The 26,187-nt window shown below is 66.6% G+C and carries 29 protein-coding genes; 15 read left to right on the top strand and 14 right to left on the bottom strand.

What is annotated here, in order from left to right; genetic code table 11:
• Positions 1-29: 29 nt before the first annotated feature.
• The 7 genes from HJG53_RS18270 to HJG53_RS07360 all read left to right on the top strand — a co-directional run bounded on the left by HJG53_RS18270 (position 30) and on the right by HJG53_RS07360 (position 4,221).
• The gene (locus HJG53_RS18270) at positions 30-308 is read left to right on the top strand and encodes a hypothetical protein (RefSeq protein WP_174842747.1); all 279 of its coding nucleotides are present in this window, start codon (positions 30-32) and stop codon (positions 306-308) included.
• 68 nt (positions 309-376) lie between these two features.
• The gene (gene rpmH / locus HJG53_RS07385; RefSeq protein WP_046348096.1) at positions 377-511 is read left to right on the top strand and encodes a 50S ribosomal protein L34; all 135 of its coding nucleotides are present in this window, start codon (positions 377-379) and stop codon (positions 509-511) included.
• Between the two features lie 2 nt (positions 512-513).
• Positions 514-909, top strand: a complete 396-nt coding sequence (gene rnpA / locus HJG53_RS07380; protein WP_171129689.1) for a ribonuclease P protein component — start codon at positions 514-516, stop codon at positions 907-909.
• A gap of 2 nt (positions 910-911) precedes the next feature.
• Positions 912-1,121 carry a membrane protein insertion efficiency factor YidD gene (gene yidD / locus HJG53_RS07375; protein ID WP_217352679.1) on the top strand — a complete coding sequence of 70 codons (210 nt, stop codon included), beginning with the start codon at positions 912-914 and terminating at the stop codon, positions 1,119-1,121.
• Positions 1,122-1,130: 9 nt separating this feature from the next.
• Positions 1,131-2,852: a membrane protein insertase YidC gene (gene yidC, locus HJG53_RS07370; RefSeq protein WP_171129056.1), complete on the top strand. Its 1,722-nt coding sequence runs from the start codon at positions 1,131-1,133 to the stop codon at positions 2,850-2,852.
• Positions 2,852-3,484: a ribosome biogenesis GTP-binding protein YihA/YsxC gene (gene yihA, locus HJG53_RS07365; protein WP_217352678.1), complete on the top strand. Its 633-nt coding sequence runs from the start codon at positions 2,852-2,854 to the stop codon at positions 3,482-3,484. Before yidC ends, yihA begins: the two co-directional genes overlap by 1 nt.
• Before the next feature lie 71 nt (positions 3,485-3,555).
• Positions 3,556-4,221, top strand: a complete 666-nt coding sequence (locus HJG53_RS07360) for a glutathione S-transferase family protein (protein WP_171129054.1) — start codon at positions 3,556-3,558, stop codon at positions 4,219-4,221.
• On the opposite strand, the gene HJG53_RS07355 is transcribed toward HJG53_RS07360, so the two are convergent.
• Positions 4,218-4,664 (bottom strand): cupin domain-containing protein, encoded by a 447-nt coding sequence (locus HJG53_RS07355; protein ID WP_171129053.1) that lies wholly within the window; start codon positions 4,662-4,664, stop codon positions 4,218-4,220. The two genes, HJG53_RS07360 and HJG53_RS07355, sit on opposite strands and share 4 nt — an antisense overlap.
• Before the next feature lie 9 nt (positions 4,665-4,673).
• On the opposite strand from HJG53_RS07355, the gene dapE reads away from it, so the two are divergent.
• On the top strand, positions 4,674-5,804 hold the full coding sequence (dapE, locus tag HJG53_RS07350) for a succinyl-diaminopimelate desuccinylase (protein ID WP_171129052.1): 1,131 nt from the start codon (positions 4,674-4,676) through the stop codon (positions 5,802-5,804).
• Here the strand turns inward: dapE and HJG53_RS07345 are convergent.
• Entirely contained in the window at positions 5,786-6,544 is a 759-nt protein-coding gene (locus tag HJG53_RS07345; RefSeq protein ID WP_171129051.1) for a sulfite exporter TauE/SafE family protein, read from the bottom strand. The two genes, dapE and HJG53_RS07345, sit on opposite strands and share 19 nt — an antisense overlap.
• Before the next feature lie 154 nt (positions 6,545-6,698).
• Here HJG53_RS07345 and epsC point away from each other — a divergent pair, with 154 nt between their 5' ends.
• Positions 6,699-7,388 carry a serine O-acetyltransferase EpsC gene (gene epsC, locus HJG53_RS07340; protein ID WP_171129050.1) on the top strand — a complete coding sequence of 230 codons (690 nt, stop codon included), beginning with the start codon at positions 6,699-6,701 and terminating at the stop codon, positions 7,386-7,388.
• A complete protein-coding gene (locus tag HJG53_RS07335) occupies positions 7,385-7,726 on the top strand; it encodes a DUF2794 domain-containing protein (protein ID WP_171129049.1) in 342 nt (113 codons plus the stop codon). Before epsC ends, HJG53_RS07335 begins: the two co-directional genes overlap by 4 nt.
• A 64-nt stretch (positions 7,727-7,790) precedes the next feature.
• Here HJG53_RS07335 and HJG53_RS07330 read toward each other — a convergent pair whose 3' ends face one another.
• The 4 genes from HJG53_RS07330 to HJG53_RS07315 form a co-directional block, all read right to left on the bottom strand.
• A complete protein-coding gene (locus tag HJG53_RS07330) occupies positions 7,791-8,885 on the bottom strand; it encodes a hypothetical protein (RefSeq protein WP_171129048.1) in 1,095 nt (364 codons plus the stop codon).
• Between the two features lie 58 nt (positions 8,886-8,943).
• On the bottom strand, positions 8,944-9,870 hold the full coding sequence (locus HJG53_RS07325; protein WP_171129046.1) for an SDR family NAD(P)-dependent oxidoreductase: 927 nt from the start codon (positions 9,868-9,870) through the stop codon (positions 8,944-8,946).
• Positions 9,871-9,944: 74 nt separating this feature from the next.
• Entirely contained in the window at positions 9,945-10,379 is a 435-nt protein-coding gene (locus HJG53_RS07320; protein WP_171129044.1) for a hypothetical protein, read from the bottom strand.
• Between the two features lie 126 nt (positions 10,380-10,505).
• On the bottom strand, positions 10,506-12,287 hold the full coding sequence (locus tag HJG53_RS07315) for an ABC transporter transmembrane domain-containing protein (protein ID WP_171129042.1): 1,782 nt from the start codon (positions 12,285-12,287) through the stop codon (positions 10,506-10,508).
• Between the two features lie 136 nt (positions 12,288-12,423).
• Here HJG53_RS07315 and HJG53_RS07310 point away from each other — a divergent pair, with 136 nt between their 5' ends.
• Complete coding sequence (locus HJG53_RS07310) at positions 12,424-13,644, top strand: polyhydroxyalkanoate depolymerase (protein WP_171129040.1); 1,221 nt, start codon at positions 12,424-12,426, stop codon at positions 13,642-13,644.
• Positions 13,645-13,650: 6 nt separating this feature from the next.
• Here the strand turns inward: HJG53_RS07310 and HJG53_RS07305 are convergent, their stop codons facing one another.
• From HJG53_RS07305 to HJG53_RS07295, 3 genes are all read right to left on the bottom strand, one after another.
• Complete coding sequence (locus HJG53_RS07305; protein WP_302477355.1) at positions 13,651-14,130, bottom strand: PilZ domain-containing protein; 480 nt, start codon at positions 14,128-14,130, stop codon at positions 13,651-13,653.
• A gap of 108 nt (positions 14,131-14,238) precedes the next feature.
• Positions 14,239-16,287, bottom strand: coding sequence for a TonB-dependent siderophore receptor (locus tag HJG53_RS07300; protein ID WP_171129036.1), 2,049 nt, complete (start codon positions 16,285-16,287; stop codon positions 14,239-14,241).
• Positions 16,288-16,322: 35 nt separating this feature from the next.
• Positions 16,323-18,257 (bottom strand): alkyl/aryl-sulfatase, encoded by a 1,935-nt coding sequence (locus tag HJG53_RS07295; RefSeq protein ID WP_171129034.1) that lies wholly within the window; start codon positions 18,255-18,257, stop codon positions 16,323-16,325.
• 94 nt (positions 18,258-18,351) lie between these two features.
• Between HJG53_RS07295 and HJG53_RS07290 the strand changes: the two genes are divergently transcribed.
• Genes HJG53_RS07290 through HJG53_RS07280 form a run of 3 tightly spaced genes read left to right on the top strand, consistent with a single transcriptional unit; the run spans position 18,352 to position 20,412 of the window.
• The gene (locus tag HJG53_RS07290; protein WP_171129031.1) at positions 18,352-18,996 is read left to right on the top strand and encodes a DedA family protein; all 645 of its coding nucleotides are present in this window, start codon (positions 18,352-18,354) and stop codon (positions 18,994-18,996) included.
• 51 nt (positions 18,997-19,047) lie between these two features.
• Positions 19,048-19,221, top strand: a complete 174-nt coding sequence (locus tag HJG53_RS07285) for a hypothetical protein (RefSeq protein WP_171129029.1) — start codon at positions 19,048-19,050, stop codon at positions 19,219-19,221.
• A gap of 9 nt (positions 19,222-19,230) precedes the next feature.
• Positions 19,231-20,412, top strand: coding sequence for a sensor histidine kinase (locus tag HJG53_RS07280; protein ID WP_171129027.1), 1,182 nt, complete (start codon positions 19,231-19,233; stop codon positions 20,410-20,412).
• Here HJG53_RS07280 and HJG53_RS07275 read toward each other — a convergent pair.
• The gene (locus HJG53_RS07275) at positions 20,366-20,782 is read right to left on the bottom strand and encodes a BLUF domain-containing protein (protein WP_171129025.1); all 417 of its coding nucleotides are present in this window, start codon (positions 20,780-20,782) and stop codon (positions 20,366-20,368) included. The genes HJG53_RS07280 and HJG53_RS07275 overlap by 47 nt on opposite strands.
• Positions 20,783-21,082: 300 nt before the next feature.
• Here HJG53_RS07275 and HJG53_RS07270 point away from each other — a divergent pair, with 300 nt between their 5' ends.
• On the top strand, positions 21,083-21,751 hold the full coding sequence (locus HJG53_RS07270) for a response regulator transcription factor (protein WP_171129023.1): 669 nt from the start codon (positions 21,083-21,085) through the stop codon (positions 21,749-21,751).
• 72 nt (positions 21,752-21,823) lie between these two features.
• Here HJG53_RS07270 and HJG53_RS07265 read toward each other — a convergent pair whose 3' ends face one another.
• The 4 genes from HJG53_RS07265 to HJG53_RS07250 form a co-directional block, all read right to left on the bottom strand.
• Entirely contained in the window at positions 21,824-23,353 is a 1,530-nt protein-coding gene (locus HJG53_RS07265) for a SulP family inorganic anion transporter (protein ID WP_171129021.1), read from the bottom strand.
• On the bottom strand, positions 23,350-24,054 hold the full coding sequence (locus HJG53_RS07260) for a carbonic anhydrase (RefSeq protein ID WP_171129019.1): 705 nt from the start codon (positions 24,052-24,054) through the stop codon (positions 23,350-23,352). The genes HJG53_RS07265 and HJG53_RS07260 overlap by 4 nt, the downstream gene beginning before the upstream one ends.
• A gap of 78 nt (positions 24,055-24,132) precedes the next feature.
• A complete protein-coding gene (locus HJG53_RS07255; RefSeq protein WP_171129017.1) occupies positions 24,133-25,449 on the bottom strand; it encodes an ATP-binding protein in 1,317 nt (438 codons plus the stop codon).
• On the bottom strand, positions 25,446-26,156 hold the full coding sequence (locus HJG53_RS07250; protein ID WP_171129015.1) for a response regulator transcription factor: 711 nt from the start codon (positions 26,154-26,156) through the stop codon (positions 25,446-25,448). The genes HJG53_RS07255 and HJG53_RS07250 overlap by 4 nt, the downstream gene beginning before the upstream one ends.
• Positions 26,157-26,187: the final 31 nt, after the last annotated feature.

The following is a 26,187-nucleotide window of genomic DNA, read 5'->3' as shown; positions in this document are numbered from 1 at the left end:
TCATTTATCTTGGGACGGGGTGGGTCCTGGTGCTGGTGGTGACGCCGGTGGTGGGCGCGCTGCCTGGTCCCGGCGGCGTCTTCATCTTCGCCGGCGGCATGGCCCTGCTGCTGAAGAACTCGAACTGGGTGAAGCGGGTCTATGCGCGACACACGCGCCGCTATCCGCGGCAAGGTCGACTGGCGGACAAGGTGCTCCGCCGCCCGCCCGCGCCGCGTGGCCGGCCTAAGCCCGAGCTCGACGAGCAACCCTCGGGACTATGGGAAAAGCTGCGCGCGTTGCTTGACTTTTCCTCGCGCGCCCAATAACCGCTCGGCAACAGTCAGGCCGCCCTTCGTTGGCGGCCCTTTTTTGTTCAAGTTTTGAGGAATGAGCGATGAAGCGCACGTTTCAGCCGAGCAACCTGGTGCGCAAGCGGCGTCACGGATTCCGCGCGCGCATGGCGACCGTGGGTGGCCGCAAGGTGATCGCGGCGCGCCGCAACCGCGGTCGCAAGGTCCTGTCGGCCTAACGATCCTCACCCGCCGCGCGGATTTCCTCGCGGCGAATGGGGGGAAGCGGGCGCCGATGCCTGGCTTCGTCCTGCTGGTGCGCCCGCGTGGCGACGACAGCGCCGCGATGCGAATCGGCTACACCGTTACCAAGAAGATCGGCAACGCCGTCGTCCGCAACCGGATGAAGCGGCGCTTCCGCGCGCTCGCCGCCGAACTGCTGCCGGAGATGGGTGTGGCGGGCGCGGATCACGTGCTGATCGGGCGTGCGGGCGGGGTGGAGCGCGACTTCGGCCTGCTGCGGGCGGAGCTGGCGAAGGCGCTTAAAAGGCTTTCTCCTCGTCATCCCCGCGAAAGCGGGGACCCAGAGTTGCCGGGTGCCGAGCCACGGGCTGGGTTCCCGCTTTCGCGGGAATGACGATGGATAGGTTTGTCATCGCCCTCGCACGCTTCTGGCAGCGCTACCCGTCGGCCATGCTGCCGCCCTCGTGCCGCTACACCCCCACATGTTCGGCCTATGCAATCGAGGCGGTGGAGCGCTATGGCGCGGCGCGGGGCGGCTGGCTGGCGGTCAAGCGCCTTGCTCGGTGCCATCCGTTCGGCGGCCGCGGCTACGATCCGGTACCCTAGGAGTTCGACTTGGAAAATCAGCGCAACATGATCCTCGCGATCGTGCTTTCGGCCCTCGTGCTGTTCGGCTGGAGCGCGCTGTCCGATCGCTTCTTCCCGACCGCCAATCCTCCCGCGACCAAGGTCGTGAACGGCAAGCAGGTCGCGGTGCCGCAGCCCGGCGTCAATCCGACCCCGACCGCACCCGCCGCCATCCGCGACCGCAATCTCGTGCTGCGTGAAGCGCCGCGCGTGCGGATCGACACGCCCGCCATCGCCGGCTCGGTGAACCTGAAGGGCGCCCGGGTCGACGACCTGGTGCTGAAGCGGCATCGCGAGACGATCGCCAAGAACTCGCCGCCGATCCGCTTGCTGTCGCCCGAAGGCGGGCCGAAGCCGATCTATGCGCAGTTCGGCTGGTCGGGCGAGGGCGCCGCGCTGCCGGGCAATGACACGGTCTGGCAGGCCGACGGGCAGCTGCTCGCGCCGGGCAGGCCGGTCACGCTCAGCTGGACGAACGGCACCGGCCAGACCTTCCGCATCCGCCTGACGGTCGACGCCAATTACATGATCACGGCCGAACAGAGCGTCGCCAATGGCGGCTCGGCTCCGGTGGCGATCCGGCCGTTCGCGCTGATCAAGCGCACGGGCGTGTCCGCCGATCCGAGCAGCTGGACCCAGCACACGGGCCCCATCGGCGTGTTCGACGGCCAGGCCAATTACAAGATCAACTTCAAGGATCTGGATGAGGCGGGGCAGGGCGGCACCACCCTCGCGTCGACCGGGGGCTGGCTCGGCTTCACCGACAAATATTGGCTGACCGCATTGGCGCCGGCCGACACGGCGCGCGTGAGCGCGTCGTTCCGCGCCATCGGCGACAAGACCTATCTCGCCGCCTTCACGCCCGCCGATCAGTCGGTGCTGGCGCCCGGCAAGGCCGTCTCGAGCAGGACCCGCCTCTTCTCGGGCGCCAAGGAAGTTGGCGTGCTCCAAGCCTATGAGCGCGACCTGAAGATCGCGCAGTTCGACAAGGCGATCGACTGGGGGTGGTTCAGCTTCTTCGAGCGGCCGATCTTCCAGCTGCTCGACTGGCTGTTCCGCGCGGTCGGCAATTTCGGCGTGGCAATCATCCTGCTGACGCTGATCGTGCGCGGCCTGATGTACCCCGTCGCCCAGCGCCAATTCGCTTCCATGGCGGCGATGCGCGCCCTCCAGCCCAAGGTGAAGGCGCTGCAGGAACGGCACAAGGACGACAAGCAGAAGCTCCAGACCGAGATGCTGGCGCTCTACAAACAGGAAAAGGTCAATCCGCTCGCCGGCTGCCTGCCGATCCTGATTCAGATCCCGATCTTCTACGCGCTCTACAAGGTGCTGATGCTGACGATCGAGATGCGGCACCAGCCCTTCGCACTGTGGATCAAGGACCTGTCCGCGCCCGACCCGGCGACGCCGATCAACCTTTTCGGTTACCTCGATTTCACGCCGCCGAGCTTCCTCGCGCTGGGCGTGCTGCCGATCCTGCTCGGCATCACCATGTACATCCAGTTCAAGCTCAACCCGGCACAGATGGACCCGGTGCAGCAGCAGGTCTTCTCGATCATGCCCTGGGTGTTCATGTTCATCATGGCGCCGTTTGCCGCGGGCCTGCAGCTCTACTGGACCGTCTCCAACATCCTCGCCATCGCCCAGCAGAAATGGCTGTACAGCCGCTATCCAGCGCTGAAGAACCAGCCGGGACCGATCACCAGCTGATGGACGCGGAATCCCTCGAAGCCGCGCGGAAGCTGTTCGCAGGGCCGATCGCGTTCCTGAAGTCGGCGCCGGAGCTGAAGTTCCTGCCGGACATGGACGCGCCTGAAGTGGCGTTCGCGGGCCGCTCGAACGTCGGCAAGTCGTCGCTGCTGAACGCGCTCACCGGCCGCAACGGCCTGGCGCGCACGTCGAACACGCCGGGCCGCACGCAGGAGCTGAACTTCTTCGACATCGGCGAGCCGCTGGTGCTGCGGCTGGTCGACATGCCGGGCTATGGCTTTGCCAAGGCGCCCAAGGACATGATCCGCAAATGGCACCACCTCATCAACGACTTTCTGCGTGGCCGCGCCGTGCTGAAGCGGGTGCTGGTGCTGGTCGACAGCCGGCACGGCCTGAAGGACGTGGATCGCGAGCTGATGGCCATGCTCGACAAGGCCGCGGTCAGCTACCGGCTGGTGCTGACCAAGGCAGACAAGGTGAAGGCGACCGACCTAGCCAAGGTGCGGGAGGCCACGGCGGCCGAGGCGCGCAAGCACCCCGCCGCGCACCCCGACGTGATCGCGACGTCGAGCGAGAAGGGGATGGGCATTCCCGAACTGCGCGCGGCGGTGCTGGAGAGTATGACTCCCTGATCCGTTCGCTTCGAGCGAAGTCGAGAAGCGGTGTCTCGACTTCGCTCGACACGAACGGCTAGGGGAGGCCCATGCTCAAGCTCTTCATCGGCAACAAGGCCTATTCCAGCTGGTCGATGCGCGGCTGGCTGGCCGTCAAGCAATCCGGCCTGCCGTTCGAGGAAGTGACGGTTCCGCTCTATAATGAGGAGTGGAACCGGCTGCGCGAAGGGGACGAGTTCGCGCCCAGCCAGGGCAAGGTGCCGATCCTGTGGGAAGACGAGATCGTGGTCTGGGATTCGCTGGCGATCATCGACTGGCTGGCGGACAAGGTCGGACGCGACACCTTCTGGCCGCAGGACGAGGCGGCGCGGGCGATGGCCCGGTCGATGGCGGCGGAGATGCACTCCAGCTACCAGAATCTCCGCCGCGAGCTGCCGATGAACGTGCGCAGGCAGTTCCCCACGCCCGAGCTGAAGCCCGAAGTACTGCAGGAGATCGGTCGCGTGCTGAGCCTCTGGGCGCAGGCGCGCGCGCGTTATGGCGGCACGGGCAAGTTCCTGTTCGGCGATTACTGCGCCGCCGACATCATGTTCGCGCCGGTCGCGACGCGCCTGGTCACCTATTCGGTGCCGCTGCCCGGCTTTGCCGCGACCTATGTCGAGGCGCTCTACACCCATCCGTGCGTCCGCCAGTGGATCGAGGACGCGCAGGACGAGAGCTGGACGATCGAGCAGTTCGAAAAGGTGCAGGCCTAGAAGGCCGACCTGTCCTTGCGGCGAAACCCTTCGCCATTGAAAAGATGCATGTCGATGTCGGGATAGTGGCAGTCGCTCGCCGACGGCCGGCCGATCGCGACATACACGCAATCGCGATCGCTTTCGTTCACCAGCACATGGCCGTTGCCGTCGTTCTTCGGGAAGGCGGCGATGTCGCCCGCCCGCATCGGCGTGCGGCCATCATTGTCGACGAGCACCGCCTCGCCCGAGATCATGACCACCAGCTCATCCTCCTCCTCGTGCCAGTGGCGCTGCGACGACCAGGCACCCGGCCGGAGCACGACGTGGCTCGCTCCGAAATCGACGATTCCGGAAGCCGGTGCGAGCCGGCGATACCAGCGGCCCCGCACCTTGTCGGCAAACTCCGGCGGGTAGCCGGTTGCATTCGTCTGCGGGATTTGGTCGAGGTCGAGCTTGGGCATGGAGGAATGATGTCGGACGCGCTCACGCTTGCCAAGCAACTGATCGCGTGTCCCAGCGTCACGCCGGCGCGCGGCGCGGTGTTCGACGTACTGGAGGCGGCGCTGACGGCCCGCGGCTTTTCCGTCGATCGGTTCGTTGCCGGCGAGGCGCCGGACGGGCCGGTCGAGAACCTGCTTGCCTGGCGCGGGGAGGGAAGTCCGCATTTCGCCTTTGCCGGCCATGTCGACGTGGTGCCGCCGGGCGAGGGCTGGAGCGGCGACCCGTTCGAACCGGTGGTCCGGGGCGACCTGCTCTATGGGCGCGGCGCGGTGGACATGAAGGGCGCGATTGCCGCCTTCGTCGCCGCCCTCGACCAGGTCGAGCAAAGCCGCGGCACGATCAGCCTGATCATCACCGGCGACGAGGAAGGGCCGGCGCTGTTCGGCACCCGCGCGCTGATCGAGCGGATGGCGGCGCTTGGGCTGAAGCCGGATCTGTGCTTGGTCGGCGAACCTACGTCCGTCCATCGCCTCGGCGACACGATCAAGATCGGGCGGCGCGGGTCGGTCAATATCTGGATCGAAGTGCCCGGAGTGCAGGGCCATGTCGCCTATCCGCATCTGGCGGACAATCCCGTGCCGAAGCTGGTGCGTGCGCTCGCCGCCATCGACGCAGTCGTGCTCGATCAGGGTACCGAGTGGTTCCAACCGTCCAACATCGAGATCACCGAGCTCGAGGTCGGCAATTCGGCGACCAACGTAATCCCTTCACGCGCGAAGGCCCGGCTCAGCATCCGGTTCAACGATCTCCACCGTGGGGACGATCTCGCCGCTCGGACCCGGGACCTGGTGCTCGCCGAGGCGCCCGACGCGATGGTGCGGCCGGTCGTGTCCGGCGAAGCGTTCCTGACAGCGCCGGGTGCGCTTTCGACGCTGGTCTCGTCCGCGATCCAGGGCGTGTGCGGCGTTACGCCGGAGCTGTCGACCAGCGGCGGCACGTCCGACGCGCGGTTCCTGTCGAAGCTATGCCCGGTCGTGGAGTTCGGCCTGACGAATGCGACCATGCATAAGCTCGACGAGGCAGTCGCTTTAGCCGATCTCGACCAGCTGACCGCAATCTACGCCGCGATCCTTCGGCAGGTTCAGGTCAGCGCGCGGTAGAGGCCGTAGAGGCTGGTCAGCGTCACCAGCGCCCCGACGAAGGTGAGCAGCATGTCGGGGTTCACCCGCTTGGCAATCCAGGCGCCGAACGGCGCTGCCAGCACGCCGCCGACCAGCAGGCCGACAGTGGCGGCGGTGAAGGCCTCCCAGCCGAGCGTCGCGATAAAGGTCGCCGAAATGGTGATCGTCAGGAAGAACTCGGCCGTGTTGACCGTGCCGATCGTCTTGCGCGGGCTGCTGCCCTGGACGAGCAGGTTCGACGTGACGATCGCGCCCCAGCCGCCTCCGCCGGCTGCGTCCAGGAAGCCGCCGATCAGTCCCAGGGGCGACACGACCTTCGGCTCGCGCTCGGTGTGGCGGTGCATGATGCCGCGATAGAAGAGGTAGACTCCGAGGCCGGTCAGATAGGCGAGCACGAACGGCTTGGCCGTGTCGGCGTCGATCTGGGTCAGCACATAGGCGCCAAGGATGCCGCCCAATACACCCGGCACTGCCAGGCGAAAGAACAGCCGCCAATCGACGTTGCCGTGGAGGACATGGCTGATGCCGGACACGGCGGTCGTGAAGGTTTCGGCCGTATGCACGCCTGCCGAAGCGGCCGCGGGCGGCACGCCGGTCGAGATCAGCAAGGTGCTCGAAATCTGCCCGAACGCCATGCCGAGGGCGCCGTCGACGATCTGCGCGGCGAATCCGATCGCCACGAACACCAGGATCGTCGACAGATCCAGCCCTTCGATCATTCGGTCGCGCCCCCTCAGGAATATGGCTGCCGTCTGCGGCCATATCGGACGTTCGGCAAGAACAGTTGCACTTGGGCCCGACATAGCCAGAGCCGCATAAGCTGGCATTGCGTTCATCCGTTACCTAAATAGGGCGGACGAAAGGGAGGGACGGATGGCCGGTCGAGTGTTCAGTTACCTGGATTCGATCCGGGCCCGCGATCCCGCGCCGCGCACGCGCTGGGAAATCCTGCTGTATCCGGGCGTGCTTGCGGTCGCCTTGCACCGGGTCGCGCATTGGCTGTTCGAAGGCGAGCTGTTCTTCCTCGCCCGCTTCGTGAACCACCTGTCGCGCTTCCTGACCGCGATCGACATCCACCCGGGCGCGAAGATCGGCCGCAACCTGTTCATCGATCATGGCTTCACCGTCATCGGCGAAACGGCCGAGATCGGCGACAACGTCACCATCTACCAGTGCGTGACGCTGGGTGGCACCAACCCGGCCAACGGCGTCGCCGGCAAGCGCCACCCGACGCTGGAGGATGGCGTGATCGTTGGTTCCGGCGCCCAGGTGTTGGGGCCGATCACGGTCGGCAAGGGTGCCCGCGTCGGCGCGAATGCGGTCGTGACCAAGGATGTGGCCGAAGGCGCGGTGATGGTCGGCATTCCCGCCAAGCCGACGCTGATGGACGCCGAGCAGAAGCAGGATTTCATGCCTTATGGCACCGTCTGCTCCGATCTGTGCGATCCTGCCGGCCAGCGGCTGGAGAGCATGAAGGCGGAGCTTGAGCGGCTGCAGGCGCGAATCGACGGGCTGATTGCGGAACGGAAGCAGGTGGCGGAGCGTCAAGACCTGTTCGGATGAGCAATATCCACCCTTTTCCGGTATGGCAGCGCGTGGGGCAGGTCGGATTCGACCGACCGGAGCTGACGCGCATCCTTGATCTCTACGGCCGCATGGTCGCTGCCGGAATGTGGCGGGACTATGCGATCGACCTCGGCCGCGACGCCGCCATCTTCTCCGCCTTTCGCCGCACCGCCGAACGGCCCGAGTTCCGGATCGAGAAGCGTCCCGCGCTGCGCGGACGCCAGGGCCAGTGGGCGCTGATCGGTGAAAGCGGCGCCGTGCTGAAGCGCGGCCATGAGCTCGGGCCGGTGCTTGCCCCCGTCGAGCGGCGGCTGCTGAAGTTGGTGGAGGAGTAACAAACATCCGTTCGTATCGAGCGAAGTCGAGATACGCCTCTCGACTTCGCTCGAAGCGAGCGGCTCAGGCTGTTTGCGCCGACACTGTTCCCGCCGCCTCATGCGTCGGCGGCACCTTGCCGGCGATGCGATACGGCAGGCGCTCCACGATCACTGCCCGTGCCTGATGCCAGAAGGCGGAGAGCAGCAGCAGCGCCGATCCGATCACCAGCGCGGTCAGGGCGACGTTCAGGCCAACGGCGCCAAGCTCCCGGAACAACGCGCTGAGCGCGTAGAGGACATAGGCGAGCGCCGAGACCATCAGCGCGCGGCGGTCGACCACCAGGGCTACCACGGCCAGCACGACATAGAGCAGCACGACGATCACCGCACTGCCCATCGACACGCGATTGTCCAGCACGCCGAGCGCCTGGAAGACCGGGTGGACGATCAATGGCGCCGCGAGCAGGTGCAGCCAGAAGGCGACATCGGCGCGGCGGGTGGCCCGCGCGCGGTCCGAAGCGTCCCACCACATGGCGAAGGCAAAGACGCCGAGCCCGAGCACGAAGGCGCTGGCCAGCATCAGGTCCTTGAAGTTCGGCAGCCCGGCGACCGCCGAGGCGATCAGCGCCAGCAGCACGCCCGCGGCAGCTGCCGCCCCAGCGGCAACGGTGATCGGCACGCGAAAGCGGCGCCAATGCGCCCAGGTCGCCGCGCCCGCGGTCGCGGCCGACACCGCAAAGAGGAGGGCAGCGGTGCGCTCATTATCGTCCACGGCAGACTCGCCGACGATCTGGACCAGGGCCGTCATCGCCGTGAAGAGAATCCCGCCGGCAAAAGCGAGCAGCAGCAGGATGCTGGGCAGTGCCATGCGCCGCTGCCGGGTGAAGAATTCGGCCAGGCCCCATGCGGCAGCCGCAACCAGCAGGCCCGAGAGGAAGGATGGGCCATCCTCGAGCTTCGGCCCCATTTCATAGCCGATCCAGGCGAGCGCCGTCAGCAGCAGCGCGCTGGCGATCGCGACGAAGATATCGTTGAAGCCGGTGATGAGCCGGAATTGCTCTTCATCGGCGACCGGAGTTGCGGCCTGTTCGCTAAAGAAGCGCCGCAGGGCACTGGCCGCTTCCGGCGTCAGCGCACCCGCGGCGACGGCACGTTCGAGATCGTTATCGCTATACATCGGCATCCTCCCTGGATGCCGATCTAGCAGAAGTGTATCAGTGCAGCAATACAGTGCGTCAGCGGGTCGAGCCTGGCCCTGCGACGCCCGCCCGCTGCATCATCTGGAAGATGCCGATCGACTGCTCGCGGCCGGATTCCGGCACCGTCTCGCCGGCCCTGTCGACGATCTCAGCCCAATGCGCCGCGACGCCTTCAGGCGTGCGCTCGCCTTCCGGCAGATATTTGCCTTGGGTCATCGTCACATAGGCGGCGTGAAAGCCGCCGGCGCCGGCCCCGATGATCATGTTGGTCGGCGCATCCTCGCTGATTAGGTACAATGCGGCCGGCACGACATTCTCGGGCGCGAAGGCGGCGAAGGCTTCGGGCGGGAACAGGTCTTCGGTCATGCGGGTGCCCGCGACCGGCGCGATGGTGTTGACGCGGACATTGTATTTCGCCCCTTCCAGGTAGAGCGTCTTGGTGAGGCCTGCGAGGCCGAGCTTGGCCGCGCCATAATTTGCCTGGCCGAAATTGCCGTAGAGGCCGGTCGAGGACGCCGTCATCAGGATGCGGCCATAGGCCTGGTCCCGCATCGTGTCCCAAACCGCCTTGGTGCAGTTCGCCGAGCCGTTCAGGTGCACGTCGACGACGAACCTGAAATCCTCCGGCTCCATCTTGGCGAAGCTCTTGTCGCGCAGCACGCCGGCATTGTTGATGAGGATGTGGACGCCGCCCCAGCGCTCCTTCGCCTTGGCGACCATCTCGACCATCTGCGCATATTCGGTGACGCTGCCGCCGTTGGACATCGCCTCGCCGCCAGCCGCCTCGATCTCTTCGACCACCTTCAGCGCGGCGTCGGAATGACCGGTCCCGTCACGCGCGCCGCCGAGATCGTTGACGACAACCTTCGCGCCGCGCCGCGCGAGCTCCAGCGCATAGGCGCGGCCGAGCCCCCCGCCGGCACCGGTGACGATCGCGACACGATCCTTGAAGCTGATGGTCATATGAAAAGAGCCTCCCGAAACTGGTTCGGGAGGCTCTTTGCTCGAAGCGGGCGAACCCGCAAGTCCGTTACGGATTAGCGGCGGCGCGCCGGCGGACCGCCGCGACGGTCGGACGCGCGTGCTTCATTCTGCACGCAATTGTCCGTGATCGTCCGCGAGCAGCGCGGATAGCTGTCGCGCGGCGTCGGCGGCGCGGTCATGTTGCCGCCCTGCTGCACGACCATCGTGCCCGAACCGGTCGTGCCGGCCGCGCCGGTCGTCGCGGTCGTGTCCGTGCTCATCGTCGCTCCGGTCGACGTGCCCGCGGACGCATCCGTCGTGGTGGTCGTCGTCGTGTTCGCGGTCGGCGCCGCGGGCATGTTGGAGCCCATCGTGTCGCGCTCGCCCATGGTGGTGCCGGGCTGCAGCGTCGCGCCCGAGCCGATCGGCTGACCGGCGTCGCGCGGATCGGCCTGCGCATAGGCCACACCGCTGATCAGCAGCGCAGTGCTCAAAAGAATCGTCTTCATCATCGTCTCCTCCGTTGCGCACGGGCTTTGCGGCCCCGTGCGCTTCAAAGCCCCGTGCCCGAAGCGCAAAGCGCGCGGGGGTGTAACGATGCAGGTTGAGAGTCGTTTCCAGCCGCGTCCAAGAATCTACGCCGCAAGTCCTTCGAACTGGAGCCGGGCGAGGCGTGCATAGAGGCCGCCGGCGGCGCTCAGGCTGTCGTGATTCCCCTGTTCGGCGATGCGCCCTTCGTCCATCACGATGATGCGATCGGCCGCGCGGACGGTCGCCAGCCGGTGCGCGATCACAATGGTCGTGCGGTCCGCCATCAGCCGATCTAGCGCATCCTGCACCAGCCGTTCGGACTCGGCGTCGAGCGCGCTGGTCGCTTCGTCGAGCAGCAGGATCGGCGCGTCGCGCAGGATCGCGCGGGCGATCGCCAGCCGCTGGCGCTGCCCACCCGACAGGCGCGCGCCGCCTTCGCCCATGAAGGTGTCGAGACCTTCGGGCAGCGCCTTCAGGAAGGCGGCGGCATTGGCTGCCTCCGCTGCGGCCCAAAGTTCGGCATCCGTGGCTTCCCAACGGCCATAGCGCAGATTGTCGCGCGCCGAAGCCGCGAAGATCACCGTCTCCTGCGGCACCATGGCGAGCCGCGCGCGTACCTCCGCAGGATCGGCCTGGCGCAGGTCGACGCCGTCGATCCGCACCGCGCCGAGCTGCGGGTCGTAGAAGCGCTGGGCCAGCTGCAGCAGCGTGGACTTACCCGCGCCGGAGGGCCCGACCACCGCCACCGTCTCGCCCGGCTTCACGTCCAGCGAGAAATCGTTGAGCGCGCTGGTGTCCGGCCGGGTCGGATAGCGGAAGCTGACCTGATCGAAGGTAAGCCGTCCCTGCGGTGGGGCGGGCAGGGCGACTGGATTGGCCGGGGCGGTGATCTCGGGCCGCTCGGCAAGCAGCTCGGCGAGTCGGCCGGCCGCACCGGCGCCACGCAACAGGTCGCCATAGACTTCGGTCAGCGCACCGAACGCACCGGCGACCAGGCCGCCGGTCAGCACGAAGGCTGCGATCGAGCCGCCACTGATCCGGCCGGCGGCGACGTCGGTGACGCCTTCCTTCAGCACCAGCGTGACCGAGCCGAAGATCAGCGCGATGACGATGGCGGTCATGATGGAACGGATGAAGATGCGCCGCTTGGCGGTGCCGAAGGTTGCCTCGACGGCAACGCCGAAGCGACTCTTCTCCCGCTCCTCCTGCCCGAAGGCTTGGACGATCTTCATCGCGCCCAATGTTTCGGCGACGATCGCGCCGACATCGGCGATCCTGTCCTGGCTCGCGCGCGAGAACTGCCGGACGCGGCGGCCGAGCAGCACGATCGGCACCACGATCAGCGGTATGCCGATCATCAGGAAGCCGGCCAGCTTCGGTGACAGCACGAACAAATAGATGATGCCGCCGATGCCGGTGAAGGTGTTGCGCAGGGCCACCGAGACGGTGGTGCCGACGATCTGTTCGATGACGGCGGTGTCGCTCGTCATCCGCGACGCGATCTCGGACGGCCGGTTCTCCTCGAAGAAGCGGGGCGCCAGGCGGACGAGGTTGGCATGCACCGCACGGCGGATGTCGCCGACCACCCGTTCGCCGATCCAGGAAACGAAATAGAAGCGGAAGGCAGTCGCTACGGCCAGCACACCGACGATCATCAGCAGATAATAGAAGGAGGCCGAGACGGCCGCGGCATCCCCGCTGGAGGCGAAACCGCGATCGATGACGCGCTTGAAGCCATAAGGAATGGCGATGGTCGCCATGGACGAGATCACGAGCGCAACGAGGGCCGCCGCGATCTGACCTGGATAGCGGAGCGCGAAGCTCCAGACCGTAGCAAGGTTGCCGAGCTTGCGGCTGATCGGTTCGGCGGTCTTGGTCTCGGCCATGGCGCGCGGGTTAGCAGGGGCGCTCGCCTGTCTCAACCTGGGTCCGTCAGCGCTGTCATGGTCGTTGCGTAACGAAACGGATTGGGCCAAACTCGCATACGAAGCGTTCAGGGGTGGGCGCAATATAGGAACGCCGATGCTTTACGATGCATATGAGTTGCAGAAGTCGTGGCTGGCCGGCGCCAGCGCTTTTGCGAATGCCAGCGCCGAATTCCTGAACAATCCGGCCAATCCGATGGCGTATTTCGGCGGCGGGCCGCTGATCGCGTCGGCGCTCGAAGTCTTTGCTCACGCGGCTGCCCCACGCGGCAAGCCGGCGTTCGGCCTCGACACGACCATCGTTGAGGGCCGCAAGGTCGTCGTCGAGGAAGAGATCGTCCTGCGCAAGCCGTTCGGCCAGCTCAAGCGCTTCCGGCGGGAAGGGGTCGAGGGCGGCCAGAAGCTGCTGATCGTCGCGCCGATGTCCGGCCACTACGCGACTTTGCTGCGCGGCACGGTGGAGCGGATGCTGCCTCGCCACGACGTCTACATTACCGACTGGCGCGATGCGAAGCTGGTGCCGGTCGAGCAAGGCAGTTTCGATCTCGACGACTATGTCGATTATCTGGTCGAGTTTCTCGAGGCGATCGGACCGGGCGCGCACATGCTAGCCGTCTGCCAGCCGTCCGTGCCCTCCTATGTCGCGGCGTGCCTGATGTCCGCAGGCAAGCACCCATGCCGGCCGAAGACGCTGACGATGATGGGCGGCCCGGTCGATACGCGCGAGGCGCCGACCGCCGTCAACACGCTTGCCACCCAGCGGCCGCACGCCTGGTTCCAGCAGAATGTGATCGCGACGATCCCGTTCAGCTATCCGGGGGCCGGGCGGAAGGTCTATCCCGGCTTCCTGCAGCTCGCCGGCTTCATGTCGATGAACCTTGGCGACCACCTGATGAGCCATTGGGAGATGTTCAAGCATCTCGTCCAGGGGGATGGCGAAAGCGCCGAGCGCACGAAGGAGTTCTACGACGAATATCGCTCCGTCTGCGACATGACGGCCGAGTTCTACCTGCAGACGATCGACCTGGTCTTCCAGAACCACGCGCTGCCGAAAGGCGAGTGGGTGCATCGGGGCGTGCGGGTCGATCCGGCGGAGATCACCGATGTCGGTCTGCTCGCCATCGAAGGCGAGCGTGACGACATTTCCGGTATCGGCCAGACCAAGGCGGCGCTGAAGCTCGCGACCAAGCTGCCCAAGGCGGAGAAGAAATATCTGCTGGCGGAGGGCGTCGGCCATTACGGCATCTTCAATGGCAGCAAATGGCGCGATCGCATCGCGCCAGTCGTCGAGGAATGGATCGCCGCTCACGCGGCGTGACGGACCCTAGCCGAGCGCTCCGGCGATGATGGTGCTTGGCGCCGAGAGCACGCCATAGGTCTTGTGGGCGGCAAAGCCGGCTGCTGCCGCGATGAGCGCCAGTGCCGTCCCGAACTGCATCGTGCGGGCCATGTAGACAGCGCGAGCGGCGCTTGCGTCCGGATGGTGGACGCGAGCCTGGGCGCGCCGCTCCACCGTCAACCCCTCGGCGTTGTCGTTCTGCGCAGTGGCCATCGTCAATGCGGCGACGCTGATCCGCTCCTTGGTGCGCAGCCCGCAGCGGCCGGCACGGACCCACATGACCCGGCCGGTCACGGCGGCACTGCCCCGGCGCACTTCGATATAGGTGCCGCGCGGCGGCGGCTGATGCATGACCAGCATCATGCCATGGCTCGAGACGTTCCGAATACACACGTCGGACCAGCCATCATCGCCCCGAAGGCGCGCGGGCAATTGGACTTCCTGACGCGGTTCACGTTGCTGCATCGAAAATCGTGGCCCATTGGCTAGCGTGTACCCGGCGCCCTATGCAGCTGAGATACTGGTGAAATGTTTAACGTCACGACTGTGATGTTCCCCGCCTCGCGGGTGGACTCAAAGTGCTTTGGTCACACGGACGCTGAACAGCCGCGGTTCGCCGGGGTAGAGGTTCTGTGGCGCACCCCCGCGCACGAAATAGCGGCGGTCGAAGGCGTTGCTGAGATCGGCATCCACGCGTGCGAAGCCGAGGTCCAGGCCCATTCCGAAGCCGAAGATCGTGTAGGAAGACAGGCGCACATCGCTGGCAAGCAGGCCGGGCGCAACCGGCGCGCCAATGTTGCTCAGCAGGCGTGAGCCGACATGGTTCACCCGGCTGCGCAGCGTGAGCCTGCCCCGAAGCAGAGCGGGAGTGAACTGCACGCGCAGATTGGCGCGGTTGCGCGGAACGTCAGCGATCTCCTCGCCCATATTGCCGTCGTTGCTGCGCAGGATGCGTGACCGGAGATGGGCATAGCCGCCCTGCAGCGACCAAGCGGGCGAGGGTTGCCAGCGCGCCTCCGCCTCAACTCCCCGTACGCGCTGCGTTCCGGCCTGAAGGGCAAAGCCGGGGTTCAGCGGGTCTTCCGTCAGCACGTTCGTCCGCCGAATGTCGAACAGGCTGGCTGAGGCGGTGAAGGTCGACGCGGTGACGCGAAGGCCGAGTTCGGCCTGTCCGGATCGCTGGGGATCGAACTGCTTGCCGTCGGCCGAGCGTGAGCCGACCACCGCATCCACATCGAAGCCGGTGTTGTAGCCGCCGAACAGCGACACGCCGCCGCCGAGCCGAAACGTCCCGCCCGCCTGCCAGGTGAGCGCATGGAAACCTGATGGGTCGCGATCGTCGAAGGAGCGCAGCAGTGTGTCGTACGACGAATAGCGCAGGCCGAATACCAGCTCGAGCGCGTCGTTGATGGTCGCTACGTCCTGAATATAGCCAGCCTGCTCCCGCAAACGTGTCCGGACGCTAAAGAGGGTGGGATAGGGCGGCGGCGCCAGGGTGCCATAGACCGGCGCGATCACGTCGATCGGCGTCACGCTGGCCGGACGGTCCTGCCGAAAGCTCTGGGTGTCGCGCGCCCACTCTGCGCCGATCAGCAGGCGGTGCGAAGTGCCGCCGATCCGCACCGATCCGTGCACGTCGATCTGGGCGACCAGGGAGTCGCTCACTTCGCGCGAGGCAAAGGCGAACCGCTGGATCGTGCGAAGGTCGGGTTGCAAGGAGAGGATACCCGTCCGAATGATGTCGCTCTCAACCCGGTTGTAGGACAGGCGCGGCGTGATCGACCAAGCCGGCGCAAGGGCGATGTCCGCCCAGGCCTGGACAAGCGGTGCCTGCAGCTTGAGCAGGGCGACGCCGGGCTCGTTCAGGTTGCGGCGGCGGGGAATGGGCGCGATGCCGTTGGAAAGCACCGTTCCCACCGCCGGCAGGCCCGGATTGCCGACGGTGTCGCGATCCTGCCATTCGACGACGAGGTGCCCGGACACGCTCTCGATCGGCGTGGCCGCGAGCGAGAATGCGAGATCGGTTCGATCGAGGTCGACGAAATCGAAGAATGTGTCGGACCGCTCGATCTCGCCGGTCGCTCGAAAGGACAGCGCGCCGCCTGCAACAACGGGTCCCGTCAGGTCGAACGTGCCGCGGCGCTCGCCATAGCTGCCGCCGGTGAGGCTCAGTTCCGCGGCCCATTGCGGCTGCGGGCGCTTGGTGATGATGCTGACGATGCCACCCACCGCCGATTCGCCGAACAGGACAGACGACGGACCCTTCAGCACTTCGATGCGCTCGACATTGCTCAACGCGGATGGATCGACGTCCTCATAGCCGCGCTGGCGCACGCCGTTACGCATCTGATCGGCGGGAAAGCCGCGCAGCGACACCACGAAGCTCTGGAACGGCGCGATGCGAGTCACCCCGCCATTGGCGCTCGGGACCTGCAACAGCGCGTCCCCGATCGATCGAGCGCCTTGCGTGATCACGTCTTCGCGCGTGACCACCTGCACCGACTGGGGCACCCGATCGAGCGACAGCCCTGATCTGTCCCCAAAAGCTTCGTTCAGCTTCAGAGCCGTCACGACGATGTCCGGGGGAGCTGTATCGGCCGCTGCGGTGGGCGACCAGCTCATAGTTGCCCCCAGGGCGAACGCACTACCCAACCGCATTACTGCACGCGCGGCAGTACCAGCGGGAACCCGTTGGGTGGCGTCTCGAACAGGGTGGCGAACTGCTGCAGCGCAGCCGCATCCCCGTCGATCTTGAGCGCTCCCGCTGCGATCAGTTCCATCGGGGTCTTCGCGCGGCCGAGCAGCGCCAAGATGGTCGGCACCGAGCCGGTCAGCGTGGCCGCCGCGGGTGCATCGCTGCGCTGGTGCGTGAGGACGGAGCGAGCGATGCGCACCACCCGCCGCTCGCCTATCGAAGGATTGACGAAGGCGACGGTAAGATCGACGCCTGCGGTCTTGGCGGGATCAAGACGCACGGCGAGCACGTCGAGCAGCGAGGAGAGCGGCATGGCGCGCGCGAGCTCGAAGGATGCGCGCTCGCTGCCGCCAGCATGTGGCCGGCCGCGAAGATCCTGCGCGCCGGAGAGGTAGATGTTGCGCCACGGCGCGCTCTCCGCTCGATAGGCGAGCTGTTCCAGCGCGGCGGCAAGGGCGTCCCGCGCCTCCTTGCTCGGCTCTGTCATGACCAGGCGGCCCAGCAGTTCGGTGGCCCAGCGATAATCGCCGGCCGCATTGGCCTGATGACCAAGCTCCAGCACACGCTTCGATCCGCCCAAGGCCGCGACATAGCGTTTTGCGAGGTCAGACGGGGGCAGCGGGTCGAGGTTGACCGGGTTGCCGTCATAATGACCCATATAGCGCTGATAGACCGCGCGCGCGTTGAAGCTGACGCTGCCATAATTGCCGCGGTTGAACCAGGCGCGGCCAAGTTCTGGCGGCAGTTCCAGCATGTTGCCGATCTCAACGCCGCTATAGCCCTTGTTCATCAGCCGCACGGTCTGGTCGTGGATGAACTTATAGGCGTCGCGCTGCCGCTCGATCGTGTCTATGATGACGGACGTTCCCCAGCGCGGCCAGAAATGCGGCGTGAACAGCACATCGGAGCGGTCGCCGAACCGCCGCCGCGCCTCGGTCAGATAATCGGCCCAGGCCTTGGCATCGCGGACGAGCGCGCCGCGAGGAGTCAGGATATTGTGGAGCGCGCCGCCCAGATTCTCGGCCATGCAGAGGGCGCGCAGCTCGGGCAGGTAGAAGTTCATCTCCGCCGGCGCTTCGGTGCCCGGCGTCAGCTGGAATTCGAAGCGCACGCCGTCGATCTCGATCGTCCCGTCCTTGGCGATCTCGCGGGTCGGCGGGATCAGCGTGATCGCGCCGCCCGCCCCCCGCGCACCGATGCCGGTGCCGACATGCCCGGCAGGTCCGCTCGCGAGATTGTTACCGAACATGTACACGGCCCGCGTGCCCATCGCCGGGCCGGCAATCACATTTTCGCTCAGCGCCTGTTCGAGAAAGCCTGAGGGCGCATAGATTGCGACCTTGCCAGCCTTCACATCGGCTTCGTCGACCACGCCGCGCACGCCGCCGAAATGGTCGACATGGCTGTGCGTGTAGATGACCGCGCTGACCGGCCGTGCGCCCAGATGCTTGGTCACCAGAGTCATCGCCGCGCGAGCGACCTCGGCGGTGGTGAGCGGGTCGACGACGATCCAGCCGGTGCGCCCGCGGATCACGGTCAGGTTGGACAGGTCGAGCCCGCGCACTTGCCAGATCCCGTCGGCGACCTTGAACAGTCCATGGCGCGCGGTCAGCTGGGCGTTGCGCCACAGGCTGGGGTTGACGGTATCGGGTGCTCGCCCGCGCAGGAACTCGACCTCGCGCAGGTCACGAATCACGGCGCCTTTCGCGTCGCGGATCACCGGGTCGGCGAAGCTGCCGATGAAGCCGCGCTCCGCAAAGTCGAAATCCTGCCGGTCGGTGAAGTCGAGCTGCGCGGCCAGCGCAGCGTTCGCGGAGCGAGTCGCCGGTGCCGCCTTGTCCTGCGCCGCAGCGGCCGTTGCCGCCAGGACCATTGCCGCGAATGCGATGATGCGCATCACCTTTCCCCCTCTGCCCGGAGACGAATGTTTCAGAGGGAGGACGCAGCGTCAAACCCTGACAACCGGCCGGCAAGCCGCTAGGGCGCGCCGCATGGCCGCCCTTTCCTACCTTATCCAGAGCATCATCGCGTTCCTCGCCACCTACATCATCGCGGTGATCAGCTGGGGCGGCTATTGGGGAATCATCATCCTGATGGCGATCGAGAGCGCCTGCATCCCGCTGCCGTCCGAGATCATCATGCCGTTCGGCGGGTATCTGGTCTCGACGGGCGAACTGAACCTGTATCTGGTCGCGACGGCAGGGGCGATCGGCTGCAACATCGGCTCGATTCCCGCCTATGAGCTGGGCAAGCGCGGCGGCCGCGCGGCGATCATGCGCTGGGGCAAATATGTCCTGCTCGATACCTATGACCTGGAGCTGGCGGAGCGATTCTTCGCCCGGTTCGGCAGCCTGGCGGTGCTGGTCGCCCGCATGCTACCGATCGTGCGCTCCTTCATTGCCCTCCCGGCCGGAGTGGCCCGCATGCCGCTGCCGCAGTTCCATATCTACACCTTCATCGGCTCCTGGCCGTTCTGCTTCGGCCTCGCCTGGATCGGCATGGTGCTGGGGAAGGCGTGGGACAATGATCCGCGCGTCAAGGCGTGGTTCCACCGCTTCGACGTGGTCATCGTCGCGGCGGGCCTGGTGCTGGTCGGCTGGTTCCTGTGGACCCGTTGGAAGCGCCGCCCGCGCTGATCCGGGAACAAACGGTCGCGCGGCGCGTGAAGCGAGCGGAGGATGCGCATCATGGAACGTGACGACGATACCCCGGAGAATGAAGCGCTCAACTCGGTCGGCGCCGGAGCGCAGAGCACGGACCTGAACGTGACGGAGCCGGTCAGCGGCATGCCCGCGGGCGGACCGCACGACCTTGGCGACAAGGCTGCGCGCACCAAGCCCGACCCAACTGGTCAGGCCTGACATTCCGCTATGGACGCGCGGGACGGCCCTGGCGCGGCGGCACAGTCGGCGGAACTGGTCGCGGCGCAAGCGCGGCTGCGGCAAAGCGAGGAACTATACCGTCAAGTCGTGCAGCTCGGCTCGTTCGTGCCCTGGACCGCCGATGTGGGTGGCAAGATCCTGTCCGTCGGTGCGCTCTGGACGGAGTGGACGGGAGCGGACTCGGAGACCGCGCTCGGCGATGGCTGGCTCGCCTGGGTGCATCCCGCTGACCGTGCGGACACTTGGGCGGCCTGGCAAAGGTCGGTGGGCAGCGGCAAGCGCCTAGAGATCGACTGGCGCATCCGGCGGGCGGATGGGGGCTATCGCTGGGTTCATGCGCGGACCACGCGCCGCGCCGACGGACCGACGGATGGCGCGGTCTGGTTCGGCACGCTGGACGATGTGCACGATGCGCGGATGGCCGAGGAGGCAAGCCGTCGCATGCAGGAAGAGCTCATCCATGTCTCCCGCCTGAGTGCCATGGGCGCCATGGCGTCGGTCATCGCGCATGACCTGAACCAGCCGCTCACGGTCGCGGCGCAATATATCCGCGGCAGCAAGCGGCTGTTGGCGCAGCTGGATGGCGATACCAAGGCGGAGATCGCCGACGCGCTGGACCATGCCGATCGCGGGCTGGTCCGTGCCGGCGAGATCGTCCGCCGGGTGCGGGAGTTCGTATCGCGCGGTACCGTGGAATGCGAGCCGCAGCCGATTGCGGCCCTGGTCGAGGAAGCCTGCCGGTTCGCGCTGACCGACGCGGCGATGCGCGGGATCAGCTATCGCCTGGACCTGCGGGAGCGAGGCGAGGTGATGGTCGATCGCGTCCAGATCCAGCAGGTTCTCGTCAATTTGTTGCGCAACGCGGTCGAGGCGCTGGACGGCGCCGACCGGCGTGAGATCGTCATCGGCACGGCCACCAGCAAGCCGGGCTTCTGCGAAGTCGCGATCTGCGACACCGGCCGGGGCATTCCGGAAGCGCAGGCGAACCGGATGTTCGATCCCTTCTACACCACCCGCAAGGACGGAATGGGCCTCGGACTGTCGATCAGCCGGATGATCGTCGAAGCGCATGGCGGGACCATCTGGAACGCGACCCAGGCAGGCCAAGGAACGACGATCAAGTTCACTCTCCCGAAACGGGGCGCGCAAGTTCCTGAAGCAAGCGGATGAGATTGCGCACCGCATAGGAATCGCCCGTGCGGAAGCCGGCGAGGGCTCGCTCGACCGTGGCCGCGGCAAAGGTCGAGCCGCCGCCATACGCCAAAGACCAGCCGGCAAAGCATCTCCGCTCCTGGCGACCTTCCTCAATGATAACCACTTCGCAGTGTCGAGGGTCGCGGGCGATGCTGGCCATGATGGCCTTCACGGCCTGCTCCTCGCCCTCCAACCACTGGGCGAACCGCGCGCCGGTAAAGATCAGCGCACCCGTCACCGCAGTGCTACGGTTACGCTCGACCGAGACGCGGACGATCCGCTCCACGTCCTCATCCTGGTCGCCGCCCTCGATCAGCGCGCGCGAGACGTATAACAACGAATACAACGGGACCTCTCTCGAAGCCGCTCTTGCCCTGCAATCTTTGCCGCTTCGCTGTTCGCCCAGGCGGTAGGATTACGGGCTTGCGATGTAGCGCGTTTCAAGCCGATGGAAAGCTTCTGAAGCGATCGCAACAACATAGATATTGCGCTTCGCAGGAGAGGAGGCCGTCGTGGCTCGCCTAAGCCATAATGGAGCGTTCTCGGCATTGGCTCTTCGGAACGTCTCCCGTAATCAGTGGTTGACCGCTTGTTCCAAGAGGAGGCTGTCTCGCCGCGTTCTTCGTCTGCTTAGGAAGAGGAGTTGATGGACCAGTCGCCGCCAGCGTTCGGCATCGGCAGCGAGGAGAACATCCCCGAGAAGATCGTCTATGTGGTCGATGACGAGAGCGAGGTGCGGCGGTCGCTTGGCTTTTTCCTGAAGACGGCGGGTTTCATGCCGCGCCCGTTTCTGAGCGGACAGGATTTTCTGACCGAAGCGAATGAGTTGGCCCCCGGCTGCGCGCTGGTCGACGTACGCATGCCCGAGATTAGCGGGCTTGAACTGATCGAAGAGCTGGCGCGGCGCCATTTCCGGCTGCCGCTGATCGTGATGACGGCGCATGGCGATATCGCCACGGCCGTTCGCGCGATGAAGCTTGGTGCGATTGATTTCCTTGAAAAGCCGTTCGAGGAAGGCGTGCTGGTCGAGGCGCTGAATCGCGGCTTCGATACCTTGACCAAGGATGCGCAGGCGGAGCGCGATCGCCGCGGCGCCATGCAGCGGCTGGAGGCACTTACCCCCCGCGAGCGCGACGTGCTGACATTGCTCGCCGATGGTAAGTCCAACAAGGAAGTCGCGATCGCGCTCGATCTGAGCGTGCGCACGGTTGAAATGCACCGCGCGACGATGTTCGACCGGTTGGGCGTCCGCACCTTGCCCGAGGCGCTCAAGCTCGCCTTTCGTGCACGCCCGGATCTTGTGCTCCCAACCTGAGCAAGCGAAGCAATCCGGTGCGGGATGGGGAGTGCACCGGATTGCTTCGTCACCAGCCCGCTTGAGGTCAGGCTAGGCGATCAGTTGCGGCAGGCGGTCACCGGCGCCGGTGATGCTGACCATGTCGCCGGCGCTGTTGCGGCGGCGGAACCAGTCGCGGACCATTTCCGCCGAGGTGTGATCAATCGCTTCGAGTTCGCTCACGTCGAGTTCGACCCGCTCCTTTGCAGGCGCATTTTCCAGCGCGTCGGACAGCTTTGGCAGGCTGAGGAAGCTCGCCACACCGCTCAGCCGGATGGCATGACCTTCGGCCTGCGGCGAGGCATGGACGCGCAGCTTGAGCCGGCGAAGGTGCGGCACGATTTCGATCAGCGACAGGCCGATGCCGACCAGCACGCCGGTCAGCAGGTCGACCGCGACCACGGTGATGAGGGTCGCCGCCCAGATCAGCGCCGGCAGCACGCCATAGCTGGCGAACAGGGCGCGGACATGGCCGACATGGACGAGACGCCAGCCGGTCACCACCAAGACGGCCGCCAGCGACGCCATCGGGATTTCCCGCAACAGCCAGGGAAGCAACGCAACAAACCCGAGAATCCAGATGCCGTGCAGGATGGTCGACAGCCGCGTCACTGCGCCCGCCTGGACGTTGGCGGAGCTGCGCACGATCACGCCGGTCATCGGCAGGGCACCGGCCGCGCCGCACAACAGGTTGCCGATGCCCTGCGCGCGCAGTTCCTTGTTGTAGTCGGTGCGCACGCCATTGTGCATCTTGTCGACCGCCGCCGCCGAAAGGAGCGTTTCCGCGCTGGCGATGAAGGCGATGGCGACAGCCGCGACCAGGATGGCCGGATTGGCCCAGCTGGTGAGCAGGCCTTCGGGCGGGGCGATCGCGCCGACGATGCTTTCAGGCACGTTGACCCGGGCGACCGGCAGGCCAAGCGCGAACGCCGCCAGCGTGCCCAGCAGGACGCCGATCAGCGCGCCCGGCAGCAGCTTCATCGTCGCCGGCTTGAACCGATCCCAGACGAGCATGCCGGCGATGGTCAGCAGGCCGATCGCAAAGGCGAGCTCGGCGGCGCCGAGGCCCGCATCCGGGGACAGGCCGAGCAGGCGGCCGGGCATGGCAGCGAGGTTGGCGAGGCCGTTGGGCAGCGGCTTCTCGTCGAACAGCACATGGAACTGCCCGACGACGATCAGCACGCCAATGCCGGCCAGCATGCCGTGCACCACGGCCGGCGAGATGGCGCGGAACCAGCCGCCGAGCTTCATGACGCCGGCAGCGAGCTGGATGGCGCCTGCAAGGATCAGGATGGGCCCGAGCGCACTCAGGCCCAGATCGCGCACCAGCTCGAACACGATGACGGCCAGGCCGGCGGCAGGGCCGCTGACCTGGAGTGGAGAACCTGCGAGGGCGCCCACCACGATGCCGCCGATAATGCCTGTGATCAGGCCTTTTTCCGGCGGCACGCCCGATGCGATCGCGATACCCATGCAGAGCGGCATCGCAACCAGAAAGACGACAATCGAGGCGGCGAAGTCACGCGGCGCCGCCGCGAGCGACGGCCGGGATACGCCCGGCGTCAGCACGGCCTCGCTCATTCCGCCGCCTCCGCAAAGGCCGGCTCATCGAGTTCGGCGGCGAGACGGGGCGACGCGGCCAGCGCGACCGGGATCGGCTGGTCATGCTCGATCCGGCGGAAGCGCCCGGTGACGCCGTCCAGCGCGAGCACCGCGCCTTCCTGGATGTCGAAATACCAGCCGTGCAGCGACAGTTCGCCGCGCGCGATGCAGGCAGCGACCGACGGATGGGTGCGCAAATGCGTCAGCTGTACGACGACATTCTCGAGCGCGGCCGCCCGTGGTTTTTCCTCGGGAGAGAGATGCGGATAGCTGCTCTCGACGACTTGCCGGGCCGCGGCGCTGTGGCGCAGCCAGGCGGCGACATTGGGCATGGTCGCAGTGATTTCGGGGTTCATCAGGCCCTTCATCGCGCCGCAATCCGAGTGACCGCAGACGATGATGTCGCGCACGCCGAGCGCTTCAACGGCGAACTCGACCGTCGAGGTGACGCCGCCATTGGCCTGGGAAAAGGGCGGGACGATGTTGCCGGCATTGCGGCAGACGAACAGGTCGCCGGGCTGGGCGCTCATGATCTCTTCGGGCACGACGCGGGAGTCGGCGCAGGAGATCATCAGCGCCTTGGGGCTCTGCCCCTTGGTCGCCAGGCGCTCGTACAGGTCTGAGCGGATGGGAAAGACTTCCCGCTGGAAGCCGAGGACACGTCCGATCAGCTCGTTCACGGCTGCAAGCTCCTTCTTAAATTGGAGGCTTGCAGATAGCGGCCGTGTTTTTCCCGCGTTCGGCTGGATTGTAAGGAATTATTGCTGTGTGCGGTGCAGCAATATGCGGGCGCTGAGCCCGCCGTGAGAGCGGTTTGCCAAGGACAGTTCGCCGCCTTCCAGCTCGACGGCACGCGCGACGATGGCGAGGCCGAGGCCGAATCCGATGGTGTCGCGTGGCCGTGCGGTGTCGAGCCGCACGAAGGGCTTGAGCACGTCGTGCAGCCGCTCCTCGGGGATGCCCGGGCCGTCATCCTCGACGGTGATGGCGACCGCGTCCGCGATCTCCTGGAGACGGACGGTAACCTTGGTGCCGTGGTGGACGCCATTGTCGATCAGGTTCGACAGGGCCCGCTTCAGACTTAGGGTGCGGACGGGCATTTCGAAGTGATCGGGCCCGTCATAGCGCACGTCATAGCCGCGATCGGCGGCATCGTCGGCGAGCGTTGCGCACAACACGGCGATGTCGGTGGGTGCCGGCTGCTCCGGATCACTGTCGCCGCCCAGATAGGCGAGCAAGGAGCCGACCATCGCCTCCATTTCGCCGATATCACGCTCGATCGACTCCCGCGCGTCGCTGTCCGGGATGGCCTCGGCGCGCAGCTTCAGCCGTGCGAGCGGCGTGCGCAGGTCATGACCGACCGCCGCCAGCGCCTGAGTGCGGTTGTCGATCAGCTGGTGAATGCGCGCCTGCATGTTGTTGAAGGCCCGGATCACCGTGACGACCTCTTCGGGGCCCTGTTCCGGCACCTGCTCCTCGCTGCCATGGCCGACCCGGTCCGCGGCGATAGCGAGCCGGCGCAGCGGCTTCAGCACCAGCCGGACCGACAAGCCGGCGAGTAGGATCAGGCCGAGCGCCGGGATCAACGCCAGCAGAATGCGCTCGGCCGCGAGGTTAAGACCGTCGAGCCGATGCAGGGTCTGGAAATAGAGCCAGGACCCGTCGTCCAGTTTCATGACGCCGCCGACGAACGGCTTGCTGCCGGGCGAGACCAGCCACATCCGTACATCGTTGCGGTTTAGCGTCGGCTCCCAGGCGAGGACCTGCTGCCGCATGCCGTCGACGGCGGGTGCAATGGTCGGCGTGCGCGGCTCCTGCGCCTGCCAGCGAACGAGATATCGATCGGTGGTGAGTTCGTCGGCAATCTCCGCGCGTTCGGCGGCGGGACGCTCCACGACCAGGCGACGGCAGATGATCAGATGCTCGGCCAGGCGCCGTGCCTCGTCCTCCCGGACCGAGAATTGACTCGCACGTTCGTAAAGTAGGGTGCTGATGCCGAACTCAATCGTGACGGTCAGCAGCAGGATCGCGATCAGCCGCCCGATCAGCCCGATCGAGGGATGGCGCAGGCTCATCGCCGCTCGACAGGCGCGTTGAGCATATAGCCGACGCCGCGCACCGTCAGGATCGGCGCCTCCTTGCCGGAACTGGAGAGTTTCCGCCGGAGGCGGCTGACCAGCACGTCGATGCTGCGGTCCGAGCTGTCGCCGAGCCGGGCGCGGGACAGCTCGATCAGCCGCTCACGCGCGATCACCCGCTGGGCATTGTCGCAGAGCGTGACCAGCAGGTCGAACTCAGCGCCAGTCAGCTCGACCGCCGCGCCAGAGGGCGACTGGAGTTGCCGGCGCGGCAGGCTCATCGTCCAGCCGTCGAAGCTCAGCTCGCCCTGGCTGTCCTTGCGCTGCCCTTCGGCGAGCGGCGGCCGGCGGAGCACGGCGCGGACGCGAGCGACGAGCTCGCGCGTGCCGAACGGCTTGGGAATGAAATCGTCGGCGCCGAGCTCGAGCCCGACCACCCGGTCCATCTCGCTACCCTTGGCGCTGATGAAGATGATCGGCGCGTCGCTGCGCTGCCTGAGCTGCCGGCACAGATCGAGCCCGCTGGTACCCGGCAGCATGATGTCGAGCAGCACCAGATCGGCGGGCCCTTGTTCCAGCGCCGCCCACATTTCGGGCGCGGCGGACGCGGCCTGCACGGCAAAGCCGTTCTCCTTCAGCGCACGGACGATCAGCGCGCGCAGCGCGGGGTCGTCTTCGACCAGCAGGATCCTGGGCGCAGTCATGGTCCGGTGCGCGTGTGTAGCGCGCGAGGCG

Source organism: Sphingomonas sp. ID1715 (assembly GCF_013044515.1).
Taxonomy (GTDB): Bacteria; Pseudomonadota; Alphaproteobacteria; order Sphingomonadales; family Sphingomonadaceae; genus Sphingomonas_B.
The sequence above is the reverse complement of the archived record's forward strand: the minus strand, read 5'-3'. Positions and strand labels throughout refer to the sequence as shown.

Excerpts from the sequence above, each read along its gene's own strand:
- epsC (WP_171129050.1), top strand. The coding sequence starts at position 6,699 with ATGGCCGGTCGAGTGTTCAGTTACCTGGATTCGATCCGGGCCCGCGAT.
- HJG53_RS07315 (WP_171129042.1), bottom strand. The coding sequence starts at position 12,287 with ATGGCCGAGACCAAGACCGCCGAACCGATCAGCCGCAAGCTCGGCAAC.
- HJG53_RS07295 (WP_171129034.1), bottom strand. The coding sequence starts at position 18,257 with ATGCGCATCATCGCATTCGCGGCAATGGTCCTGGCGGCAACGGCCGCT.
- HJG53_RS07255 (WP_171129017.1), bottom strand. The coding sequence starts at position 25,449 with ATGAGCCTGCGCCATCCCTCGATCGGGCTGATCGGGCGGCTGATCGCG.
- HJG53_RS07300 (WP_171129036.1), bottom strand. The coding sequence starts at position 16,287 with ATGAGCTGGTCGCCCACCGCAGCGGCCGATACAGCTCCCCCGGACATC.
- HJG53_RS07290 (WP_171129031.1), top strand. The coding sequence starts at position 18,352 with ATGGCCGCCCTTTCCTACCTTATCCAGAGCATCATCGCGTTCCTCGCC.
- HJG53_RS07345 (WP_171129051.1), bottom strand. The coding sequence starts at position 6,544 with ATGATCGAAGGGCTGGATCTGTCGACGATCCTGGTGTTCGTGGCGATC.
- yihA (WP_217352678.1), top strand. The coding sequence starts at position 2,852 with ATGGACGCGGAATCCCTCGAAGCCGCGCGGAAGCTGTTCGCAGGGCCG.
- rpmH (WP_046348096.1), top strand. The coding sequence starts at position 377 with ATGAAGCGCACGTTTCAGCCGAGCAACCTGGTGCGCAAGCGGCGTCAC.
- HJG53_RS07285 (WP_171129029.1), top strand. The coding sequence starts at position 19,048 with ATGGAACGTGACGACGATACCCCGGAGAATGAAGCGCTCAACTCGGTC.
- HJG53_RS07320 (WP_171129044.1), bottom strand. The coding sequence starts at position 10,379 with ATGAAGACGATTCTTTTGAGCACTGCGCTGCTGATCAGCGGTGTGGCC.
- HJG53_RS07305 (WP_302477355.1), bottom strand. The coding sequence starts at position 14,130 with ATGCAGCAACGTGAACCGCGTCAGGAAGTCCAATTGCCCGCGCGCCTT.
- HJG53_RS07265 (WP_171129021.1), bottom strand. The coding sequence starts at position 23,353 with ATGAGCGAGGCCGTGCTGACGCCGGGCGTATCCCGGCCGTCGCTCGCG.
- HJG53_RS07355 (WP_171129053.1), bottom strand. The coding sequence starts at position 4,664 with ATGCCCAAGCTCGACCTCGACCAAATCCCGCAGACGAATGCAACCGGC.
- HJG53_RS07270 (WP_171129023.1), top strand. The coding sequence starts at position 21,083 with ATGGACCAGTCGCCGCCAGCGTTCGGCATCGGCAGCGAGGAGAACATC.
- HJG53_RS07335 (WP_171129049.1), top strand. The coding sequence starts at position 7,385 with ATGAGCAATATCCACCCTTTTCCGGTATGGCAGCGCGTGGGGCAGGTC.
- HJG53_RS07325 (WP_171129046.1), bottom strand. The coding sequence starts at position 9,870 with ATGACCATCAGCTTCAAGGATCGTGTCGCGATCGTCACCGGTGCCGGC.
- HJG53_RS07280 (WP_171129027.1), top strand. The coding sequence starts at position 19,231 with ATGGACGCGCGGGACGGCCCTGGCGCGGCGGCACAGTCGGCGGAACTG.
- HJG53_RS07310 (WP_171129040.1), top strand. The coding sequence starts at position 12,424 with ATGCTTTACGATGCATATGAGTTGCAGAAGTCGTGGCTGGCCGGCGCC.
- yidD (WP_217352679.1), top strand. The coding sequence starts at position 912 with ATGGATAGGTTTGTCATCGCCCTCGCACGCTTCTGGCAGCGCTACCCG.
- HJG53_RS07250 (WP_171129015.1), bottom strand. The coding sequence starts at position 26,156 with ATGACTGCGCCCAGGATCCTGCTGGTCGAAGACGACCCCGCGCTGCGC.
- dapE (WP_171129052.1), top strand. The coding sequence starts at position 4,674 with ATGTCGGACGCGCTCACGCTTGCCAAGCAACTGATCGCGTGTCCCAGC.
- HJG53_RS07330 (WP_171129048.1), bottom strand. The coding sequence starts at position 8,885 with ATGTATAGCGATAACGATCTCGAACGTGCCGTCGCCGCGGGTGCGCTG.
- HJG53_RS07360 (WP_171129054.1), top strand. The coding sequence starts at position 3,556 with ATGCTCAAGCTCTTCATCGGCAACAAGGCCTATTCCAGCTGGTCGATG.